The following is a 19726-nucleotide window of genomic DNA, read 5'->3' as shown; positions in this document are numbered from 1 at the left end:
GTTATCGGGATAAAGCTTCGACTTCTATTAATGCGAGGTCTTTCTTACGCAGTACCAGATTCACGCGTCGGGTTTCGATGTGAACCGGATCGCCTAACGGCGCCACGCGTACCACCTGGAATGACGAGCCGGGCAGCATGCCCAGTGACAGCAGCTTCTGCCGATAGGCAGGGCTAATTTCGCGGGTAAAACCGGTAATCTTCCATGCACTGTCTGGAGTGAATTGCATAATGCCTGATTCCACGAAAGGTTAAATTATCTACTATGGGATGATAATGAGAATAGTTTTTATCAGCAATATTAAAACTGTGACGGAATGTTGTTTGCGGTATTAATTTACGGCCTGTTTGACCTTGCTCAATATTTGCTGAAATGACGGGAAAACGAAATGGGGGTATTTGTTAACGGGGTGATAACTAGTGGTTTAAATATGGCTACATCCTATTTATTTTAATTCCCTGCGGCCTGCTTGCCGGGCGGCACTGCGTTTGCCCGGCCTACAAAACCGCAGGCCCGGTAAGCGCAGCGCCACCGGGCATTTACAACCTTAGCGTTTCTTACCCATTGCGGCTGCCAGCGCATCCATCATCGCGCTGTTACCTGCAGGCTGGGCATCACGTCCGCGCGGTTTTGCGGCTTTAGCGGCAGGACGCTGTTGCTCGCGACCGCCACCGTTAGCGCCGCGGCGCGCGTTGGTTTCACCCGGCTGCTCGTCCAGACGCATGGTCAGGGCGATACGCTTACGCTGCAGATCCACTTCCAGCACTTTGACCTTCACGATGTCGCCCGCTTTGACCACGGTGTGTGGATCTTCAACGAACTTATCGGCAAGGGATGAAATATGCACCAGACCATCCTGATGTACGCCGATATCCACGAATGCGCCAAAGTTGGTAACGTTCGTCACCGCGCCTTCCAGCACCATGCCCGGCAGCAGATCGTTCATGGTCTCGATGCCGTCGGCAAAGGTCGCCGTTTTGAACTCAGGACGCGGATCGCGGCCCGGTTTTTCCAGCTCTTTGATAATGTCGGTGACGGTTGGCACACCAAATTTGTCGTCGGTGAAATCAACGGCTTTCAGGTTGCGCAAGGCGCTGTTGTCGCCCATCAGGTCTTTCAGCGCCTGCTGGGTCGCGGCCAGAATGCGTTCCACCACAGGGTACGCTTCAGGGTGAACGGTGGAGGCATCCAGCGGGTTATCGCCGTGGTTGATGCGCAGGAAGCCCGCACACTGCTCAAAGGCTTTTGGCCCCAGGCGGCTCACCTTCAGCAGCTGCTGACGGTTCTGGAACTGGCCGTTCTCATCACGCCAGGCGACGATGTTCTGCGCCATCATGCGGGTTAGGCCCGCTACGCGGGTCAGCAAAGGAACGGAAGCGGTATTGAGGTCAACGCCGACGGCGTTTACACAGTCTTCCACGACCGCATCCAGCTTGCGCGCCAGCTGAGTCTGGCTCACGTCGTGCTGATACTGGCCCACACCGATAGATTTCGGGTCGATTTTCACCAGTTCCGCCAGCGGATCCTGCAGGCGGCGAGCGATAGAGACCGCACCGCGCAGAGAAACGTCCAGGTCCGGGAATTCCTGGGCCGCCAGTTCAGATGCGGAATAAACGGATGCCCCGGCTTCGCTGACGATCACTTTCTGGGCCGTCACTTTCGGGAACTGTTTCTGCACGTCGAGGTAGAAACGTTCGGTTTCGCGGGACGCCGTACCGTTGCCGATGGCGACCAGCTCCACGTTGTACTTCTCGCACAGCGCGGCCACCACGACGGCCGCTTTGGCTGCCTGGCCGGTGTGCGGATAGATGGTGTCGGTAGCAACCAGTTTGCCGGTGCCGGCAACCACGGCCACTTTCACGCCGGTGCGCAGACCCGGATCGAGACCCATGGTCGCGCGCAAGCCGGCAGGGGCGGCCATCAGCAGGTCGTGCAGGTTACGGGCGAAAACGTTAATCGCTTCATCTTCGGCGCGCTCGCGCACGGTGCCCATCAGCTCGGTTTCAAGGTGCATCAGCACCTTGATGCGCCAGGTCCAGCTCACCACGCCTTTACGCCAGCTGTCTGCCGGGGCGTTGTTCAGGCGCAGGCCGAGATGGTCGATGATGATCTGCTCGCAGTGGCTCTCTTTCGGCGGCTCGTCAAACTGCGGGTCGGCGTTCAGGGAGAGCTGCAGCACGCCTTCGTTGCGGCCGCGGAACATCGCCAGCGCGCGGTGAGAAGGGGTGGTAGAAATCGGTTCGTGGTGATCGAAGTAGTCGCGGAATTTCGCCCCTTCTTCCTCTTTACCCGCGACGACGGTAGAGACGATGTGGGCATTCTTCCACAGGTAATCACGCACTTTGGCGAGCAGGGCAGCGTCTTCGGCGAAGCGCTCCATCAGAATGTAGCGTGCGCCATCGAGTGCGGCCTTGGTGTCCGCGACGCCTTTATCGGCATCGACAAATTTGGCGGCTTCGGTTTCCGGATCGTGTGACGGCTCGTTCCACAGCAGGTCTGCCAGCGGCTCGAGACCCGCTTCAATCGCAATCTGCCCGCGCGTGCGGCGCTTCGGCTTGTACGGCAGATAGAGGTCTTCGAGTTCGGTTTTGCTCAGGGTGCCGTTAATGGCGCTTTCCAGCTCGCCGGTCAGTTTGCCCTGTTCGCCGATGGATTTGAGGATCGCCTGACGACGTTCTTCCAGTTCGCGCAGATAACCCAGACGGGTCTCAAGGTTACGCAGCTGCGTGTCATCCAGACCGCCGGTGACTTCCTTACGATAGCGCGCAATAAACGGCACGGTGTTCCCTTCATCAAGCAGGCGAACGGCAGCTTCTACCTGTTCGGCTCTGGCCTGAATATCACCCGCAATAATGCGGCAGAGCGAATCTTTCATCATGGCTTTATCATCTGTTGAGTCAAAAAATCAGGGGATAGTTATACGGGCTGACACGGCAAAATGCCAGCCGGGGAGGGCGCTCTCAGACTATTTTACGTAGACGATCTCATTGACGTACCAGCTGGCTTCACCGGCGGGGGTCTGAACGACGGCCAGGTCGCCCACCTCCTTTTTCAGCAGCGCGCGGGCCATCGGGGAGTCGATGGAGATGTAATCCTTACGACCAAAAATTTCATCGTAGCCGACAATGCGAAAACGCAGGGTGTCACCGTTATCGTTTTCAATCTCAACCCATGCGCCGAAGAACACTTTGCCCTCCTGCTGCGGGGAGTAATCGACAATTTTAAGGTTCTCAAGACATTTGGTCAGATAGCGTACCCGGCGGTCAATCTCACGCAGGCGTTTTTTGTTGTACTGGTAGTCAGCATTTTCGCTGCGATCGCCCAGGCTCGCCGCCCAGGTAACCTTTTTGGTCACTTCAGGACGCTCTTCGCGCCACAGGTAATCCATCTCTTTTTTGAGTTTTTCGTACCCTTCGCGGGTGATCAGGGGCGTTTTCATGGGGCGACCTTCAGACTCGACATCATTGCAAACCTTGCGCACATTACGTATCAAATAGAATAACAGACAGCGTTAATAATGATTTATGTGATGAAATGTGCAGATAAGCTGCTGTTAAATATGCTTTGTAACAATTTCGACTAGAATTTATACCAGAATTAGCTGGTCGAATACGTGCACTTTTTTAGAATACGCTGTTATTAGACTATCCGAACCTTTGGGAGTACACACAATGCAAGAGAACTACAAAATTCTGGTCGTGGATGACGACATGCGCCTGCGTGCGCTGCTGGAACGTTATCTGACCGAGCAGGGCTTCCAGGTTCGTAGCGTCGCGAACGCTGAGCAGATGGATCGTCTGCTGACCCGTGAATCTTTCCACCTGATGGTTCTCGACCTGATGCTGCCTGGCGAAGACGGGCTCTCTATCTGTCGCCGTCTGCGTAGCCAGAGCAACCCGATGCCGATCATCATGGTGACGGCGAAGGGCGAGGAAGTTGACCGTATCGTAGGCCTCGAAATCGGCGCGGATGACTATATTCCAAAACCGTTTAACCCGCGTGAACTGCTGGCGCGTATTCGCGCCGTGCTGCGTCGTCAGGCGAACGAACTGCCTGGCGCACCGTCGCAGGAAGAAGCCGTTATCGCATTCGGTAAGTTCAAGCTGAACCTCGGCACCCGCGAGATGTTCCGTGAAGACGAGCCAATGCCGCTCACCAGCGGCGAGTTCGCGGTACTGAAAGCGCTGGTGAGCCACCCGCGCGAACCGCTTTCCCGTGACAAGCTGATGAACCTGGCGCGTGGTCGCGAATACTCCGCAATGGAACGTTCCATCGACGTGCAGATCTCCCGTCTGCGCCGCATGGTGGAAGAAGATCCGGCGCATCCTCGTTATATTCAGACCGTTTGGGGTCTGGGCTACGTGTTTGTCCCGGACGGCTCTAAAGCATGAGGCGAATGCGCTTCTCGCCGCGAAGCTCGTTTGCCCGCACCCTGTTACTGATCGTCACCTTGCTGTTTGTCAGCCTGGTGACGACCTACCTGGTCGTGCTGAACTTTGCGATTTTGCCTAGCCTCCAGCAGTTTAATAAGGTCCTGGCATACGAAGTCCGTATGCTGATGACCGATAAACTGCAGCTGGAGGACGGCACGCAGTTAGTGGTTCCTCCGGCGTTTCGCCGTGAAATCTACCGTGAGCTGGGCATTTCCCTCTACTCCAATGAAGCGGCGGAAGATGCGGGTCTGCGCTGGGCGCAGCATTACGAATTCCTCAGCCAGCAGATGGCGCAGCAGCTGGGCGGCCCGACGGAAGTGCGCGTTGAGGTCAACAAAAGTTCGCCTGTTGTCTGGCTGAAAACCTGGCTGTCACCCAATATCTGGGTCCGCGTCCCGCTGACCGAAATCCATCAGGGCGACTTCTCGCCGCTGTTCCGCTATACCCTGGCGATTATGCTGCTGGCGATAGGCGGTGCCTGGCTGTTTATCCGTATACAGAACCGACCGCTGGTCGACCTGGAACACGCTGCGCTGCAGGTCGGTAAAGGAATTATTCCTCCTCCGCTGCGTGAGTATGGCGCCTCGGAGGTCCGTTCGGTGACGCGTGCGTTTAACCATATGGCGGCCGGCGTGAAGCAGCTGGCGGACGACCGTACGCTCCTGATGGCGGGGGTGAGCCATGACCTGCGTACGCCGCTAACGCGTATTCGTCTGGCGACGGAGATGATGGGGGAAGAGGACGGTTATCTCGCCGAGTCCATTAACAAGGACATCGAAGAGTGTAACGCCATCATCGAGCAGTTTATTGACTACCTGCGCACCGGGCAGGAGATGCCGATGGAGATGGCCGATCTGAACGCGGTGTTAGGAGAAGTAGTGGCCGCGGAAAGTGGCTATGAACGTGAAATTGATACTGACCTTCAGGTGGGTGAGATTCAGGTGCGCATGCACCCGCTCTCCATTAAGCGCGCGGTGGCTAACATGGTGGTCAACGCGGCGCGCTACGGTAATGGCTGGATTAAGGTCAGCAGCGGGTCTGAACTCAACCGCGCCTGGTTCCAGGTGGAAGACGATGGCCCGGGGATTAAGCCGGAGCAGCGTAAGCATCTGTTCCAGCCGTTTGTGCGAGGCGACAGCGCGCGCAGCACCAGCGGTACAGGCTTGGGCCTGGCAATTGTGCAGCGTATTGTTGATAACCATAACGGGTTGCTGGAGATTGGTACCAGCGAGCGGGGCGGTTTGAGCATTCGCGCCTGGTTGCCGGTGCCGGTCACGCGGGGACAGGTGAAAGAGAGTTAATCGGGGTGCGGCCTGATGCCCTCACCCCGGCCCTCTCCCACCGGGAGAGGGAGAAAACATTAAAAAAGGCAACTTTCGTTGCCTTTTTGCTTTTACCTACAGCTTCGGTCCCGCACTCACCAGCGCTTCACCTGCCGGGGTATCGGTATACTTCTCAAAGTTTTCAATAAACAGCTTCGCCAGCGATTCCGCTTTCTCACGCCACTGCTCCGGCGAACCGTACGTATTGCGCGGGTCGAGGATATGCGTATCCACGCCCGGCAGCGACGTTGGGATGGCCAGGTCAAACATCGGCAGCGTGAAGGTTTCGGCGTCGTCCAGAGAACCATTCAGAATGGCGTCGATAATGGCGCGGGTATCTTTGATGGAGATACGTTTGCCGGTGCCGTTCCAGCCGGTGTTTACCAGGTATGCCTGCGCACCGGATGCCTGCATGCGTTTCACCAGCACTTCAGCGTACTGCGTCGGGTGCAGCGACAGGAAGGCCGCGCCAAAGCAGGCGGAGAAGGTCGGGGTTGGCTCCGTCACGCCGCGCTCGGTACCGGCCAGCTTGGCGGTGAAACCGGAGAGGAAGTGGTACTGCGTCTGGCTGGCGGTCAGGCGAGACACCGGAGGCAGCACGCCGAAGGCATCCGCCGTCAGGAAAATGACCTTCGTGGCATGGCCCGCTTTTGACACCGGCTTGACGATATTGTCGATGTGGTAGATCGGGTAAGAGACGCGGGTGTTTTCCGTTTTCGACGCATCGTCGAAGTCGATGGAGCCGTCGGCACGCACGGTGACGTTTTCCAGCAGCGCATCGCGACGGATGGCGTGGAAGATATCCGGCTCGGCCTCTTCGGACAGGCGAATGGTCTTCGCGTAGCAGCCGCCTTCAAAGTTGAATACACCGTCGTCATCCCAGCCGTGTTCGTCATCGCCAATCAGACGACGTTTCGGATCGGTAGACAGCGTCGTTTTCCCGGTGCCGGAAAGACCAAAGAACACCGCCACATCGCCTTTTTCACCGACGTTCGCCGAGCAGTGCATGGAGGCGATGCCCCGCAGCGGCAGCAGGTAGTTCATAACGGAGAACATCCCTTTCTTCATTTCGCCACCGTACCAGGTACCGCCGATCAGCTGGATACGCTCGGTCAGGTTGAAGGCAACAAAGTTTTCGGAGTTCAGACCCTGCTCTTTCCACTGTGGGTTCGTGCATTTCGCGCCGTTCATCACGATGAAATCAGGGTTGAAATCCTGCAGCTCTTCGTCGGTTGGGCGAATGAACATGTTTTTCACGAAATGCGCCTGCCAGGCGACTTCGGTAATAAAGCGTACGGAAAGACGGGTGTCGGCGTTAGCGCCGCAGAAAGCGTCGACAATGAACAGACGCTTGCCGGAAAGTTGATGGGTGACGAGCCCTTTCAGGTGCTGCCAGGTTTCCGGAGAGAGCGGTTTGTTGTCGTTCTTCCCTTTGCCCTTGTCAGCCCACCACAGCGTATCGCGGGTGGTTTCGTCTCGGACGATATACTTATCTTTCGGCGAACGACCGGTAAAAATACCGGTATCGACGGCGATAGCACCAAGATCTGTCAACACACCACGCTCATATCCTTCCAGTGCTGGATTGAGCTCTTCCTGATACAGCGTATCGTAGTCGGGGTTGTAGACGATTTCCTGGACGTCGTGAATACCATAAGCCTTGAGATTTTGCGGGGTTAAACCAGTAACACGCATATCACTGCTCCTTAGCCAATATGTACTGCCTGAAATTGTAGGGTTTTTCTGAGGTTGTTAACCGCGACGGGGCTCATAGATTTACGCATCTGGACAAAACCCTTACTAACGGAAAACGCTGCGACTCCAGTCACAGTGCAGGCGGATTATCGCAGGAATCGCTTTTTGGTTGGGGAAAATGTTCCGAAAAGGTTAAAGGCTGGTGATTTTATCGGAAAGAATGTGAATGTAATCGCATACACGTAAGAAAATTACGTAAGAGTTACATTGTGAAAACGATTCAGCTTGGGGCCGTTGTTTCATCCTCTCCCTAACCCTCTCCCACAGGGAGAGGGTTAGGGATAAGGGTAACGGTCAGAGGTGATTAGTGAACCTGCGGATCCGCCGGGGAGGCGTTGTTGCGGATCTCCGCGATATCCATCGAATTGAACACGTAGTGCGTACCGCAGTAGTCACAGTGCATATCAATTTCGCCGTCTTCCGCCATGATGCTGTCGATCTCTTCGTCTGGCAGGGTTTTCAGTGCGCCAGCGCAGCGCTCGCGTGAGCAGGTGCACTTAAACTCCACGGACTGTGGGTCGTAGACGGTCACTTCTTCTTCGTGATACAGACGCCACAGCACGTCGGTCGCCGACAGGTTGAACAACTCTTCCGCTTTGATGGTTTCGGTAAGCGTTGCCAGGTGCTCGAAATCATTGGTCTGTGCGTCCTGCGCAGGCAGTACCTGCAGCAGCATACCGCCCGCAGCAGGTTGGCCATCCACTTCACCGGTGCGGATAAACAGACGCGTTGGCAGCTGTTCAGAACGCATGAAGTAATCTTCCAGACAGGCGGCCAGGGTATCGCCTTCCAGACCCACCACGCCCTGATAGCGTTCACCTTCCTCCGGGGAGATGGTGATCACCAGGTAGCCATTACCCACCAGCGTTTTGAGGTCTGCATTCTCAGGCACGTCGCCCTGAACGCGCGCCACGCCGCGCATTTGCTGCTGGTTATTGCCGTTGATAACCGCCAGCGTCATCGGCCCGTCACCCTGCAGCTGCACGGTGATATCACCAGCAAATTTCAGCGTCGCCGTTAGCAGGCTGGTGGCAACCAGCAGTTCGCCCAACAGGGTCTTCACCGGCAGCGGGTAGTTGTGGTTTTCCAGAATCTGTTTCCAGGTTTCGGATACGGTGACCAGTTCGCCACGCACGGCGAATTGTTCAAACAGATAGCGGTGTAATTGGTCGTGTTGGGCCATAATAGTCTCTCGTGCAGGTGAGGCTTAGTCAGTCTCACCGTGTTTAAATTTCATCAGATCGCGGCGCTCTTTTTTATCCGGTCGCCGGTCCGGGTGGGGCATGGTCAGCGCGTTCATTTTGCGCGCCAGCGCGGTCTTCTCGCGCTTTTCAATGCTTTCCGCCGTCTCTTCATAAAGCTGTACGGCTTCTGCTGCAGGCCGTCGTTGTTCGGTAATGGCTTTGATCACTACCGTACGTTCATCGTTGCCCTGACGCAGCGTTAAGATGGCATTCAGTTCGACCAGCTTGCTCGGTTTGCTGCGCTGGCCGTTGTAATGCACTTTTCCGCCGTCAACCATCTCGCGGGCAAGGGCGCGTGTTTTATAAAAACGCGCTGCCCACAGCCATTTATCCAGTCTTACCCCGTCTGAGGGTTTTTCTTTCATGGCGTCTCCTTCACGGTCAGTGAGGGGATCATCTGGCGATAGTCGTTCAGTCCCGGATGGCGCAGATAGCTTTTTTCAGCCAGGCCAGAGTCAGGATTGGTGACGCCCAGACAATAGCGAATGCCAAACGTTGCCGCGGAATCCAGAATGGGCTCACTGTCATCAATGAACAGCGTGCGTTCTGGCTGCAAACCCGTCTCTTCCTTCACCGCATGCCACAAACGCTGATCCTCTTTCGGATAACCAAATGTGTGGGTGGAAAGTAATAAATCAAGGTGCGACGCAAGCCCCGTATGCTCCAGCTTCACGGCCAGGTTATGTGGATGCGCGTTGGTCAGCAAAATGCGGCGCTTACCGCTCGCTTTCAGCGCATCCAGGAACGGAACCGTATCCTCGCGTAAAACGGCACGTGGACCCTGGGCGGTGGTCATAGCACAAATATCCAGACCGAGGCGCTCGCTCCAGTAGTCAAGACAGTACCAGTTTAGCGTATGTTGCACGGCGCTATATTGCGAACGAATGAATGCCTGCGCTTCTGCCGGGGAGATCCCCTGTTGCTCGCTATAGGTTTCAGGAACCAGCTTTTGCCAGAAATAGTTATCAAAGGCGAGATCGAGCAGCGTGCCGTCCATGTCCAGCAGAACGGTATCGACCTCCTGCCAGGCGATATCAAGATGCATAAGGGGGAACTCCAGCCAGAAGAAACGTGCGCGACAGGGTAGCACATCTTGTCGCGCAACGACGTTATCAGATCAGGCTCTCAGAGGAGGGGATCAGCTTAGGATTGAGGCAGTTTTCGTAATATTGCTGGATCTCGGCAAGCCGTGTGCGTGAGCGATGATAGCGGCGCAGAGCCATAAAACCGTTCCAGAAAATGGCGGTCAGCATCGCGATCATCAGCAGTGAGGTGCCGATATAACGCCACAAACCTGCGCTATCCGGCATCCGGTGCAGGCCGATATGGCGGGTGCCGTTGGCGTCGGTATAAATACTCGTGACAATCCCTTCGGCGCTGAACGGCGTTTGCATTAGCATTTGTGCCAGACGCTGGAATTGGCTCCACTGCTCCTGAGCCGGGTAGTCATAAAGCGCAACCTGCGGGTAAGGCTGATCGACCAGGTCGCTGCCTTCATCGCTGACAATCACAAATCCGCCCGGTGCCGGGCTGTTCAGTGCCTGAGCCGCACGGGTGGTTTCGCGCATCATGAACGGCGATGTCGAGGTGGCGACCAGGTTATCCAGCGATTCAGCGCTAACCGGGCGCAGCAGCACGTTAACGCCATCCAGGTGTCCCGCCTCGGCGCGTTTCACCAGCGAGTCCCAGTCTTTACTGTTCCCCAGGTTTACCAGCGCGTTTTTAAGACGTATGCATTCGTCCTGCGAGGAGCAGAGATCCTGTGTTTTCAGGACGATGTCACCAAAATCATCCAGCAGGACCATACCTGATTTCTGAATGGCTGACCGTAGCGCAGGGCTGACACGCGAATCATCGTCCGGTTTCGGGTGCAGTTGGCGGTTCACCGTCTGGGTAAGGGCCGTGGCTTTATTGACCACTTCGGATTCCGGCAGCGGCAGCGGCGGTGCATCGTTCCAGATAATTTGCGAGCAATCGAACGGCATGAACGGCGAGTTCTGGCGCGTGTTCCACGCCCCTGGGGTGTGAATATTGCACATCCCGGTTCCCTTCAGGCGCAGCGTGTCCCCCACGCGCACACCGGCTTCATCCAGCTTGTTGACGCTGGTCGCTTCAATGGTTTGCGCCCCCTTGATCCACGACAGAGTGAATTTGATGGGCATATCCAGCGGCACGAAAAGCAGCAGCATGATAAAGACCAGCGCGGCGCCTCCGGCAATGACCGTACTGCGTAGCCAGTGCTGAAGGGGGAAGTTTTTCACTTCATCATGCAGGGATAAGAAGCGCCCCTGACGCACAACGTGGCGGTCAAGGTAGATATCAATATCGGTTTTCTGACCTAAGTCCTGCGCAATCCACGGTTGCCAGTGGCGCGGGTAGATAAGGTCGATAATACCGAGCGAGATATTGTTGAGATGTTCCTGATCGTTTTCGCCAAACAGGCCCCAGCGCTTTGGCGTACCGCGCAGACAGTGGATCTCACGCAGCGAGGTTTTGGCCGGCGGAGCAAAGAGTCCCCAAAGCCCGCCTGCCAGCAGCAGCACTGCACCACCGGCCAGCCAGGGGACGAACACATCCGGCGTCAGCAGGCAGATAAAAAAGAGCAGGAAGGCGGCGACGATCAGAACGGCTTCACGAATGCCGTCCGGGCGGCTCAGGGCGTATTCTTCATGCGTCTCCTGGCGAATGTTCAGCAGTTCTATCTGCTCTGTCTCTTCACCACGAATGGAGGCCTGTGTCGAACTTGCGCGCTCAAGCGCAAAACGCGGAGCTTCCTGAAGGTACTCATTCAGCGTGTGTCTGTTAAGCGAGATAACCAGGGGCAACGAATCGGTGTGAATCAGCTCAACGCTGTTTTCGTCATTAATGTATTGCTCCCATGACGGAGGCAGATGCACTTCGACGGAATCAAGGTAATAGCGCCATTTGTTGGGGTCGTCGGTGGTGATGCCGTAGCGCGTGATGGAGCGCGTTACGCAGAGTACGGTATCACTTTGCGCATTAAGCTTTAGCGCGACAGGCGCAGCGGTGGCTCCCGTCGGCCCAGGGGTTAACTGAGAACGGTTCAGAATTTCGAGATAGTTTTCAACCGCATCACGCTCATCTTGCGTGAGTTTACGCGTGGTCGCACCCGCAAATGCATTTAAAAAGGGCAGACGGTAACGGCGCTGTACGCGACGCCTGTACATCCACCCTGCAACCAATGCGCCGGCCAGCATAGCAGCGAGAACAATCAAAATGGTGCTCATGCTTTCCCCATCTTACTTATCTTACAGGTGTAGTCAGTAGCACCTTTACATTGAATGAGAGTCTGTGGTTGGCTATCGGCAAGTATGGAGTCGAACTTGAGCATTCTGAAGCGCATCCCAGTGACCGGTGATGATAGCAAAGCCTGTTATGGCGCGATATCAGCAAATTCCTGGAAACATTTCAACCTCTTGACATTTGTTTTGAATTGAGGATTGATCCCTGCTACGTTGCATAAATGTAAATAAAGAACGATTGACATTGCCGAAACCGTGCGGCATATCGCACAATAACGCCAGTTCTCACTGCTAAGACCCATCACGATGAGCAAACCACTACAAAAACCCACCATTCTGAATGTTGAAACTGTCGCCAAATCGCGCCTGTTTAATGTCGAAAGTGTGGACCTGGAGTTCAGCAACGGTGTGCGTCGCGTTTATGAACGTATGCGCCCCTCTTCGCGCGAAGCGGTGATGATTGTTCCGATTGTCGACGATCATCTGATTTTGATCCGCGAATACGCTGTGGGAACGGAATCTTACGAGCTTGGGTTCTCGAAAGGACTTATCGACCCGGGTGAAACCGTCTTTGAAGCAGCAAACCGCGAGCTGAAAGAAGAGGTGGGTTTTGGTGCGAATGAGCTTTCGTTCCTGAAAAAACTGAGCATGGCACCGTCCTATTTTTCCAGCAAAATGAATATTGTGGTGGCTGAAGATCTCTACCCTGAATCGCTGGAAGGAGATGAGCCGGAGCCGCTGCCGCAGGTTCGCTGGCCGTTAGCGCATCTGATGGATCTGCTGGAAGACCCTGACTTTAATGAAGCTCGCAACGTGAGCGCGCTGTTCCTGGTACGGGAGTGGCTGAAGGGACAAGGGCGACTGTAGGCCATAAAAAAGCCGGGTGGCGGCTTCGCCTGACCCGGCCTACAATTCTTTGCCCGGTTTTTACCGGGCATTTTTATGCTTAGAACAGCTCGTGCGTTTCGCCGTTATCAATAATCTCTGTACCCACCTCATGCACCGCCTGTGTGGTCGGCTGCGTGCCCTCGATGAAATACTCTTCGCGGCTATTACCGCCGTTGGCGAGCTGACCCGTGCTGCGGTCGATATTGACCGTCACCACGCCTGGCGGCGGTGTTAGCGGCTGCTCCGGCACGCCTTCAAGAACGGATTTCATGTAGGCATCCCAGGCCGGTTGCGCACTTTTCGCTCCGCCTTCGTAGCCGGAAATCTGATCTTTAATCGCGCCAGACGCCGTTGTACGACCTAAATCACGGCGATGATCGTCGAAACCGATCCACACTGACGTTACCACGCCCGGACCGTAACCGGAGAACCACGCGTCTTTCGAACTGTTGGTTGTCCCCGTTTTACCGCCGATATCATGGCGCTGCAAATCACGTCCTGCGCGCCAGCCGGTACCCTGCCAGCCTGGTTCACCGAAGATGTTGGTGTTCAGCGCGCTCTTAATCAGGAACGACAGCGGCGTGTTGATCACATGTGGGGCATACTCCGGCACGCCGGTCTGCGCCACCAGCGACTGGTTAGCCTGCTCCAGCTGCGGCTGTGGCACGACGGTATTCGGCTGCTCCTGAGATACGGCGACGTCTTCCATGTCCTTGTTTTCAAGCACGTCGGATTTCGGCGTATTGCCATAAATGACCGGAATATCGCAGTCAGGACAGGCAATTTTCGGCTTCGCCTCGAACAGCACGCCGGCCTGATCGTTCTCGATCTTGCTGATGAAGTACGGGTCAATCAGGAAGCCGCCGTTGGCCATCACCGAGTATCCACGCGCGACCTGAAGCGGCGTAAAGGAGGCTGAGCCTAACGCCAGCGATTCGGTGCGAACGATGTTCTGCGCCGGGAAACCGAAGCGTTGCAGATACTCTGCGGCATAGTCGACGCCCATCGCGCGCATGGCCCGCACCATCACCACGTTTTTCGACTGTCCCAGGCCCTGACGAAGACGAATAGGGCCAGCATATTCTGCAGGGGAGTTCTTCGGCTGCCAGTCGGAACCGGCACCGGCATCCCAGCGGGAAATTGGCACGTCGTTAAGGATGCTGGCAAGGGTCAATCCCTTATCCATCGCCGCCGTGTAGAGGAACGGTTTGATATTGGAACCGACCTGACGCAGCGCCTGGGTGGCGCGGTTAAATTTGCTCTGGTTGAAATCGAATCCACCGACCAGAGCCAGTACTGCGCCGTTCTGTGGATTGATAGAAACCAGCGCCGAGTTGACGTCCGGCACCTGTGCCAGCCACCACGCTTCGCCTACCTTGCGCACCCAGATTTGCTGCCCGGTTTGTACCGCATCGGTCACTTTACGCGGTGTTGGACCTTGCAGCGTATCCGAGCGGTACGGACGCGCCCAGCGGATACCGTCCATACGCAGGGAGACGGAGGTACCGTCCGCGAGCGTCGCAACGGCTTCCTGAGGATCGGCCTGCGTCACCACGGCAGGAAGGAGCGGACCATAGGTTGGCAGCGCCTTCAGCGTACCGGTGATTTTTTTGCTATCCCACGCGCTTTCGCCCACTTTCCAAAGCACGTTTGACGGGCCGCGATAGCCGTGACGCATATCGTAGTCCATCACGTTGTTGCGCACCGCTTCCTGAGCCGCCTGCTGCACCTTGCGGGTGACGGTGGTGTAAACGCGGTAGCCATCTTCATAGGCCTTATCGCCATAGCGGTTCACCATCTCCTGGCGAACCATTTCGGTCAGATAAGGGGCTGAGAAGGCAATCTCAGGGGCATGGTAGTTGGCGTCAATGACATCGTTGCGCGCCTGGTCGTACTCGCTCTGGCTGATGTAGCCTTCGCTCAGCATGCGTGACAGGACGACGTTACGACGCGCGGTGGCGCGATTGAGCGAGTAGAGCGGGTTAAACGTGGACGGCGCTTTCGGCAGACCGGCGATGGTTGCCATTTCGCTTAAGGTGAGCTGCTCAACAGGCTTACCGAAGTACACCTGCGCCGCAGCCCCCACGCCATAGGCACGATAGCCCAGGTAGATTTTATTGAGGTACAGCTCAAGGATCTCGTCTTTGCTCAGCAACTGCTCAATACGGATCGCAAGGAACACCTCTTTGATCTTACGAGTCAGCGTCTTTTCAGGGCTGAGGAAGAAGTTACGCGCCAGCTGCTGCGTAATGGTACTCGCCCCCTGGGAGGCATGACCAGAGAACAGCGCAATGCTCGCGGCACGGAAAATCCCCACCGGATCGACACCGTGGTGCTCGTAAAAACGGCTGTCCTCAGTGGCGATAAAGGCTTTCACCATAACAGGTGGAATTTGGTTTAAGGTCAGCGGGATACGACGCTTCTCGCCATACTGCGCCATCAGCTCGCCATCGGCGCTATAGACCTGCATCGGGATCTGGAGGCGCACATCGCGAAGCGTGGCGACATCAGGTAGCTGTGGCTCAATATATTTGTATAAACCGTAAATCGAGCCTGCTCCCAGCAGAATGCAACAGACTGCAAGGATGAATAAATACTTTACGAACTTCACCGGAGATTTCCCATTTGGTTTCACTTGGGCAGTTTCTAAACAATCGCGCGGTAGTATAAAGGCAAGCCTGATGCATTGATATAGCCGTCAGGTCGACGGGCGATAAGGAGATCGTGAAGCATGGCTTTCAAAACATGGCAAACCGGCGTTCATATTCAACAGGATAGGGTGCTGATCGTCGCGCTGGTTCGGGAGAGTTCGGGCTGGTGCTTGCGCCGCTGGTGGGCAATTCCTCTGGCCGAAGGCATCATTCGTGACGGCAAGATTTGTCGGCCAGAACAGCTGGTTGATGCGTTACGTGACTGGCGGAAAACGTTGCCGCACTTCCACCGGGTGTTTCTCTCTTTCCCGGCAGCGCGCACCCTGCAACGGTCGCTTCCCCGCCCGGCCATTGCGCTGCGCGACAGCGAGCAGCTCTCGTGGCTTGGCGCGACGCTCTCTCGCGAACTGGAGGTGCCTGCAGATACGCTCTGTTTTGATTACGCGCAGGATACTTTCAGCAACACCTTTCACGTCACTGCGGCACAAAACAATGAGATCGAAACCCTTCTGGCGCTGGCGAACACGCTGCGTTTGCGGCTGGTGACCATTACCCCTGACGCCAGTGCACTGAAGAATCTTCTTCCTGCCGTCGCGCCGGCGCAGTGCGTCGCCTGGCGGGACGATCGGCAGTGGCTATGGGCGATGCGCCACCAGTGGGGGCGCCGAGTTGTCGCAGAAGCAGAAAACGCAGCTGAGCTGTCGGCGCTGCTGGCACTGGGTCCGGATGACATCGCGCTGTTTGATAGCCGGCGTGACCCATGGGAAACCCTGGAGCGCCGCCATGCTCCATTACCGGAATGTGGCGCTGATTATACCGTTGCGCTGGCGCTGGCTATGAGTCAGGTGCCCGAATGAACATCACGAACTTTCTACCGTGGCGACAGCAGCGGCGCGCGCGATGCCTGCGCTTCTGGGGGGCGATGTTTGTCGGTACGGCGCTGGTGATGCTCATGGTCGTTTTTTGCCTGCGGATGACCTATCTCATGCGGCTGCACGCCCTGCAAACCGATCTGGCGGGAATGCAGTCCGTGCAGCACGTGCTGGCTTCTCGTCAGAGACTCGGTGCACAAACGCAGATGCCTGCGCGTCAACAACGCCTGTGGCAACCGGTGCTGGAGTCACTTTCCAGCGCCATTCCTGCACAGGTCTGGCTGACAGAACTGCGCTATCAGCCGCCTGCGCTGATGTTGACCGGGTATGCCACAACCCTGCCGGCCCTGGCTGCCCTGCGTGATGCGCTTGGACAAATTGCCGGTTTTACACCCGGGACGGCGGATGAGCTTCGGCAAGACAGCCAGGGGCGCTGGGTGTTCACCTTTCATCTCAAAAGCGAGGGATAACGCGTGAATACCTTGTTTGAACGCTGGTGTGAGTGTCGTTGCTGGCATCGGGCACTTTTCTGGTGTCTGGGAAGCCTCCTGACAGGACTGGCTATGTGGGGCACCTTGCTAAGACCGGTAGACAGACAGTGTGGTGAACGACAAAGCCAGCTGATCCAGGGCGTAAGGGCAAACGCAGCGTTATGGCCTGCCGTGAGTCAGATGCCGTCTCGCCCGAAAACTGAGCAAGTACGTGTGTTGACGCCGTTTTCCCCGCTTGATTTTCAGGATGGTGACACGACGCTGGTTCACTGGAAGCCTTTGACGAACGGAGGCGAACTGGCGCTGGAGGTTGAGTGGCCAGCGATCCCGGGGCTTTTTTCCCGGCTGGCACAGCGGGATGTGCAGGTCGCGGCTTTCGCTATTTCGCCACAAGGTAAGGTGTTACGCCTGCGGCTGGAGCTGAATCATGCGAAATAGCGCGCGATATTTGCTGGTGTGCTCAGTGTTGCTCTTGACCGGTATGCGCGATCCGTTTCGCCCGCCGGACGATCCTTGCGCCATTGGCGAACTGGCGCAGTGGCATTATCGCGGCATGGTGGGAGGACGCCAGGCTATCGGCATCTTACAGGATGGGCAAAAGCGCTGGCACCGGCTGAAAGCGAACGAACGCTTCCCGGCGGGCTGGCAGATAACAGCCATCAATGAATCTGAGCTGGTTGTTGATGTGGGTGATACCTGTGAGCCCGTCCAATGGACGTGGCAACGAGAAGGAACGGATAAGAATGAATTTACGGATAATGCTGTTGCTGCTGGCGTTCAGCCAACCGCTGTGGGCCGCCGCACCAAAGCCGGTCACGCTGGTGGTGGATAATGTCCCTGTGGTTCAGGTCCTGCAGGCGTTGGTCGCGCAGGAGAGCCGTAATCTGGTGGTATCGCCTGATGTCAGCGGCACGCTTTCTCTCAACCTGACGCGGGTTCCCTGGCGGCAAGCGTTACAGACTGTTGTCTCCAGCGCCGGACTCGTTTTGCGAGAGGAGGGGGGTATTTTTTATGTGCATACCGCGGCGTGGCAGCGTGAACAGCAGGAACGTTCTGAACAGGAGCGGACGCGTCGCCAGCTTGATGCACCGCTGGTCTCACAGAGCATCTCTTTTTCCTATGCCGATGCTGGAGAGCTGCAAAAAGCCGCAGAAAAACTCCTGAGCCCAAAGGGGAGTTTATCCGTCGACAAACGTACCAACCGCCTGCTGATTCGGGATAACCAGACGGTGGTGGAGACGCTCCAGCGCTGGGCCGCTCAGATGGATATTCCCGTCGAGCAGGTAGAGCTGGCGGCGCACATCGTGACCATGACGGAAAAAAGCCTGCGCGAGCTGGGGGTGAAGTGGAATCTCGCCGACGCCACTGACGCGGGCAGGGTCGGTCAGCTCACGACGCTTGGCAGCGATCTTTCTGTGGCCAACGCCACCAGCCACGTGGGTTTTAATATCGGGCGAATCAACGGTCGGCTGTTGGATCTGGAGCTGTCTGCGCTGGAGCAAAAGCAGCAGGTCGACATCATCGCCAGCCCGCGACTGCTGGCCTCGCATATGCAACCGGCCAGTATCAAGCAGGGCAGTGAAATCCCGTATCAGGTCTCAAGCGGTGATAGCGGCGCAACCTCCGTTGAGTTCAAAGAGGCGGTATTGGGGATGGAGGTGACACCGGTGGTGTTGCCGGGGGGACGCGTGCGCCTGAAATTACACATCAGCGAAAATATGCCAGGACAGGTCCTGCAGCAGGCTGACGGCGAAACGCTGGCTATCGACAAACAGGAGATAGAAACGCAGGTTGAGGTAAAAAGTGGAGAAACGCTGGCGTTGGGCGGAATTTTTTCGCAGAAGAACAAAACCGGCAGTGACAGCGTGCCCGGGCTGGGTAGCATCCCCTGGATTGGGGCGCTTTTTCGCCATGATGGGAAAGACAACGAACGACGTGAGTTAGTCGTGTTTATCACACCACGCCTGGTCGGTATTCACTGATGGGTGACGATCCCCGCAATGATTTTGCATTCAGTTTGTTGCAGATGTTTGACGTGGGGCATGAATTAGCATACAAGGAGTACCGATTTGAGTTGGACTTACGTCTTATTACCTTATGCGCCCGGCGTGGTAATTTAATCAGTTGCCAAACAAGCCGGAGTATTGAGATAATTTTTAGTCTGACTCTCGCTCTATTGCATATGAGGTTTCAGTTCATGTCCTGCTACGCTGGGTGTCTGCGAAGCGGGGATTACCATTAACGAATAGTCTTAGTAGTACCGATAAAATGGCAGAGAAACGCAATATCTTTCTGGTTGGGCCTATGGGTGCCGGCAAAAGCACTATTGGGCGTCAGTTAGCTCAACAACTCAATATGGAATTTTACGATTCTGATCAAGAGATTGAGAAACGAACCGGAGCTGATGTGGGCTGGGTTTTCGACGTAGAAGGCGAAGAAGGTTTCCGTGACCGAGAAGAAAAAGTGATCAACGAACTCACGGAAAAACAGGGCATCGTTCTGGCAACAGGCGGCGGTTCTGTGAAATCTCGCGAAACCCGCAACCGTCTCTCCGCCCGTGGCGTAGTGGTCTATCTTGAGACGACCATTGAGAAACAGCTGGCACGTACGCAGCGCGATAAAAAGCGCCCGCTGCTGCAGGTTGAAACGCCACCACGCGAAGTTCTGGAAGCGTTGGCCGATGAACGCAATCCGCTGTATGAAGAGATTGCCGATGTGACCATTCGTACTGACGATCAGAGCGCTAAAGTGGTTGCAAACCAGATTATTCATATGCTGGAAAGCAACTGATTCTGGCTTAATATACA

18 protein-coding genes are annotated in these 19726 nt (G+C 56.2%); 9 read left to right on the top strand and 9 right to left on the bottom strand.

Annotation, left to right across the window (positions count from 1 at the left end):
- Position 1: 1 nt before the first annotated feature.
- The 3 genes from feoA to greB all read right to left on the bottom strand — a co-directional run bounded on the left by feoA (position 2) and on the right by greB (position 3439).
- On the bottom strand, positions 2-229 hold the full coding sequence (gene feoA / locus E3U32_RS06540; RefSeq protein ID WP_008503050.1) for a ferrous iron transporter A: 228 nt from the start codon (positions 227-229) through the stop codon (positions 2-4).
- A 318-nt stretch (positions 230-547) separates the two neighbouring features.
- Positions 548-2878 (bottom strand): Tex family protein, encoded by a 2331-nt coding sequence (locus E3U32_RS06535; protein WP_134348120.1) that lies wholly within the window; start codon positions 2876-2878, stop codon positions 548-550.
- Between the two features lie 87 nt (positions 2879-2965).
- Positions 2966-3439 (bottom strand): transcription elongation factor GreB, encoded by a 474-nt coding sequence (gene greB / locus E3U32_RS06530; protein WP_003861614.1) that lies wholly within the window; start codon positions 3437-3439, stop codon positions 2966-2968.
- A gap of 232 nt (positions 3440-3671) precedes the next feature.
- Here greB and ompR point away from each other — a divergent pair, with 232 nt between their 5' ends.
- Both ompR and envZ read left to right on the top strand, forming a co-directional pair.
- Positions 3672-4391, top strand: coding sequence for an osmolarity response regulator transcription factor OmpR (gene ompR / locus E3U32_RS06525; protein WP_001157751.1), 720 nt, complete (start codon positions 3672-3674; stop codon positions 4389-4391).
- Positions 4388-5734: a two-component system sensor histidine kinase EnvZ gene (gene envZ, locus E3U32_RS06520; protein WP_134348119.1), complete on the top strand. Its 1347-nt coding sequence runs from the start codon at positions 4388-4390 to the stop codon at positions 5732-5734. The genes ompR and envZ overlap by 4 nt, the downstream gene beginning before the upstream one ends.
- A gap of 96 nt (positions 5735-5830) precedes the next feature.
- Here envZ and pckA read toward each other — a convergent pair whose 3' ends face one another.
- The 5 genes from pckA to E3U32_RS06495 all read right to left on the bottom strand — a co-directional run bounded on the left by pckA (position 5831) and on the right by E3U32_RS06495 (position 12002).
- The gene (gene pckA, locus E3U32_RS06515; RefSeq protein ID WP_134348118.1) at positions 5831-7450 is read right to left on the bottom strand and encodes a phosphoenolpyruvate carboxykinase (ATP); all 1620 of its coding nucleotides are present in this window, start codon (positions 7448-7450) and stop codon (positions 5831-5833) included.
- A gap of 364 nt (positions 7451-7814) precedes the next feature.
- On the bottom strand, positions 7815-8693 hold the full coding sequence (gene hslO, locus E3U32_RS06510) for an Hsp33 family molecular chaperone HslO (protein WP_023309492.1): 879 nt from the start codon (positions 8691-8693) through the stop codon (positions 7815-7817).
- Positions 8694-8717: 24 nt separating this feature from the next.
- Positions 8718-9119 (bottom strand): ribosome-associated heat shock protein Hsp15, encoded by a 402-nt coding sequence (hslR, locus tag E3U32_RS06505; protein ID WP_134348117.1) that lies wholly within the window; start codon positions 9117-9119, stop codon positions 8718-8720.
- A complete protein-coding gene (gene yrfG, locus E3U32_RS06500; RefSeq protein WP_134348116.1) occupies positions 9116-9799 on the bottom strand; it encodes a GMP/IMP nucleotidase in 684 nt (227 codons plus the stop codon). The genes hslR and yrfG overlap by 4 nt, the downstream gene beginning before the upstream one ends.
- Before the next feature lie 67 nt (positions 9800-9866).
- Positions 9867-12002: an intracellular growth attenuator family protein gene (locus tag E3U32_RS06495; protein ID WP_134348115.1), complete on the bottom strand. Its 2136-nt coding sequence runs from the start codon at positions 12000-12002 to the stop codon at positions 9867-9869.
- Between the two features lie 321 nt (positions 12003-12323).
- On the opposite strand from E3U32_RS06495, the gene nudE reads away from it, so the two are divergent.
- Positions 12324-12884: an ADP compounds hydrolase NudE gene (gene nudE, locus E3U32_RS06485; RefSeq protein ID WP_008503041.1), complete on the top strand. Its 561-nt coding sequence runs from the start codon at positions 12324-12326 to the stop codon at positions 12882-12884.
- Between the two features lie 79 nt (positions 12885-12963).
- On the opposite strand, the gene mrcA is transcribed toward nudE, so the two are convergent.
- Positions 12964-15516: a peptidoglycan glycosyltransferase/peptidoglycan DD-transpeptidase MrcA gene (gene mrcA, locus E3U32_RS06480; RefSeq protein WP_166790912.1), complete on the bottom strand. Its 2553-nt coding sequence runs from the start codon at positions 15514-15516 to the stop codon at positions 12964-12966.
- 120 nt (positions 15517-15636) lie between these two features.
- On the opposite strand from mrcA, the gene E3U32_RS06475 reads away from it, so the two are divergent.
- The 6 genes from E3U32_RS06475 (at position 15637) to aroK (ending at position 19709) form a co-directional block, all read left to right on the top strand.
- Complete coding sequence (locus tag E3U32_RS06475) at positions 15637-16413, top strand: DNA utilization protein HofM (RefSeq protein ID WP_134348113.1); 777 nt, start codon at positions 15637-15639, stop codon at positions 16411-16413.
- Positions 16410-16898, top strand: a complete 489-nt coding sequence (locus tag E3U32_RS06470; protein WP_134348112.1) for a PilN domain-containing protein — start codon at positions 16410-16412, stop codon at positions 16896-16898. Before E3U32_RS06475 ends, E3U32_RS06470 begins: the two co-directional genes overlap by 4 nt.
- Before the next feature lie 3 nt (positions 16899-16901).
- Positions 16902-17357, top strand: coding sequence for a HofO (locus E3U32_RS23630; RefSeq protein WP_166790911.1), 456 nt, complete (start codon positions 16902-16904; stop codon positions 17355-17357).
- Positions 17347-17751, top strand: coding sequence for a HofP DNA utilization family protein (locus tag E3U32_RS06460; protein WP_134348111.1), 405 nt, complete (start codon positions 17347-17349; stop codon positions 17749-17751). The genes E3U32_RS23630 and E3U32_RS06460 overlap by 11 nt, the downstream gene beginning before the upstream one ends.
- Entirely contained in the window at positions 17678-18901 is a 1224-nt protein-coding gene (hofQ, locus tag E3U32_RS06455; protein WP_407057621.1) for a DNA uptake porin HofQ, read from the top strand. Before E3U32_RS06460 ends, hofQ begins: the two co-directional genes overlap by 74 nt.
- A 286-nt stretch (positions 18902-19187) precedes the next feature.
- The gene (aroK, locus tag E3U32_RS06445; RefSeq protein WP_003861630.1) at positions 19188-19709 is read left to right on the top strand and encodes a shikimate kinase AroK; all 522 of its coding nucleotides are present in this window, start codon (positions 19188-19190) and stop codon (positions 19707-19709) included.
- The last annotated feature ends 17 nt before the right edge of the window (positions 19710-19726 follow it).

Source organism: Lelliottia nimipressuralis, from assembly GCF_004402045.1.
In the GTDB taxonomy this organism is placed as follows: domain Bacteria; phylum Pseudomonadota; class Gammaproteobacteria; order Enterobacterales; family Enterobacteriaceae; genus Enterobacter; species Enterobacter chinensis.
Note: the sequence above shows the minus strand (reverse complement) of the source record. Positions and strands in the feature narration are given on the sequence as shown.